This window comes from Halomonas sp. ND22Bw, assembly GCF_003011945.1.
Taxonomy (GTDB): Bacteria; Pseudomonadota; Gammaproteobacteria; order Pseudomonadales; family Halomonadaceae; genus Halomonas; species Halomonas halophila.
The window spans coordinates 1-689 of the sequence record NZ_PXWD01000047.1; the positions used below are offsets into that span (position 1 = coordinate 1).

A 689-nucleotide genomic window follows, 5' to 3' on the forward strand; every position below is an offset into this window, starting at 1 on the left:
CTGGAAGGCAAGCAACTGATCGGCCAGCAGGCCGTGCTCAGCGACGGCAAGGCGATCCAGGCCGTCGATCCCGCCACCGGCGAGACCCTGTCCCCGGTCTATCCCGGGGGTGGCCAGGCCGAGGTCGAGCGTGCCTGCGAGCTGGCCTGGGCCGCCTTCGACGCCTACCGCGAGACCGGCCTCGAGGCCCGCGCCGCGTTCCTCGAGACCGTGGCCGACGAGATCGAGGCCATCGGCGATGACCTGATCACGCGCGCCATGGCCGAGTCCGGCCTGCCGCGGGCCCGCCTGGAAGGCGAGCGCGGCCGCACCTGCGGCCAGCTGCGCCTGTTCGCCAAGGTCGTGCGCGCCGGCGAGTGGCTCGACGTGCGCCTCGATCCGGCGCTGCCGGAGCGTCAGCCGATGCCTCGCGTCGACCTGCGCCAGCGTCATATCGCCCTGGGCCCGGTGGCCGTGTTCGGCGCCTCCAACTTCCCGCTGGCGTTCTCCGTGGCCGGCGGCGACACCGCCTCGGCGCTGGCCGCCGGCTGCCCGGTGGTGGTCAAGGCCCACTCCGCCCACCCCGGCACCTCCGAGCTGGTCGGCCGCGCCGTGCAGCGCGCCGTGGCCAAATGCGAGCTGCCCGAGGGCGTGTTCTCGCTGCTCTACGGCTCCGGCCGCGAGGTCGGCCAGGCGCTGGTGCGCGACGC

1 protein-coding gene is annotated in these 689 nt (G+C 74.7%); it reads left to right on the forward strand.

All coding sequences use genetic code 11. The features are described 5' to 3' along the window. Nucleotides 1–689: aldehyde dehydrogenase family protein (locus CVH10_RS16875; RefSeq protein WP_369335839.1), on the forward strand; the 689-nt coding region annotated here is incomplete at both ends.